Source organism: Mitsuokella apri, from assembly GCF_047974105.1.
GTDB lineage: Bacteria > Bacillota > Negativicutes > Selenomonadales > Selenomonadaceae > Mitsuokella.
The window spans coordinates 1-753 of record NZ_JBHYRS010000015.1 but is presented as its reverse complement, the minus strand read 5'-3'; the positions used below and the strand labels follow the sequence as shown (position 1 = coordinate 753).

Sequence of the window (753 nt, the reverse complement as noted above, 5' to 3'; positions counted from 1 at the left end):
AGCTTCGCGGGCTTTTTTGCGGTATAATGGAAACAGATTTTTTAGGAGGATTTCCATGACAGATTTGCGCGAGCAGGAGATGCAGAATCGCATCGACGCACTTTCTACTACGGCTGAAAATTTAAAAACGGAAAATCAAATGCTCAAGGCACAGATTGCCCAGCTGCAGAAAATGGTTTACGGTTCCCGCACAGAGAAGACGAAACGGCTTTTCGGCGACACAGATGCCGAAGAGATCAATCTCTTCAACGAGGCGGAAATCGAGGCCAAGAAAAATGCGCCCGAGCCCTGCATTGAGGTGCCGGCTCATCAGCGCCGGAAGAAGCAGAAGAATCATCTGGCAGAGATATTGGCCAGCGCACCTCATGAGGAACGCGTCATCACGTTGCCGGAAGATCAACGCATCTGCAAACGCTGCGGCGCACCACTGGTATCCATGGGCAAAGAAAAAATTCGCACGGAAGTCGAATTTATCCCGGCACAGATCAAAGTCATCGACTTTGTCCGTGAGTCCTTTCAGTGCCTCGAATGCCGCAAGCAGGGACACTTTTCCATCGAAAAGCCGGTCATGCCGCAGCCGGTCATTGCAAAATCCATTGCTTCGCCATCGAGTGTAGCACACGTCATCACACAAAAATACCAGCAGTCCCTGCCACTCTACCGGCAGGAACGGGAATGGAAGGACATTGGCCTGCCGCTTTCTCGTGCCACGCTTGGCAATTGGGTTATCCGAGCTGCCGAGGACTGGCTCAT

The 753-nt window shown here is 51.9% G+C and carries 1 protein-coding gene; it reads left to right on the top strand.

Annotated elements, in window-relative coordinates:
* Positions 1 to 55: 55 nt before the first annotated feature.
* The coding region (locus tag ACE419_RS11505; protein WP_435722081.1) for an IS66 family transposase at positions 56 to 753 on the top strand (698 nt) is incomplete at its 3' end.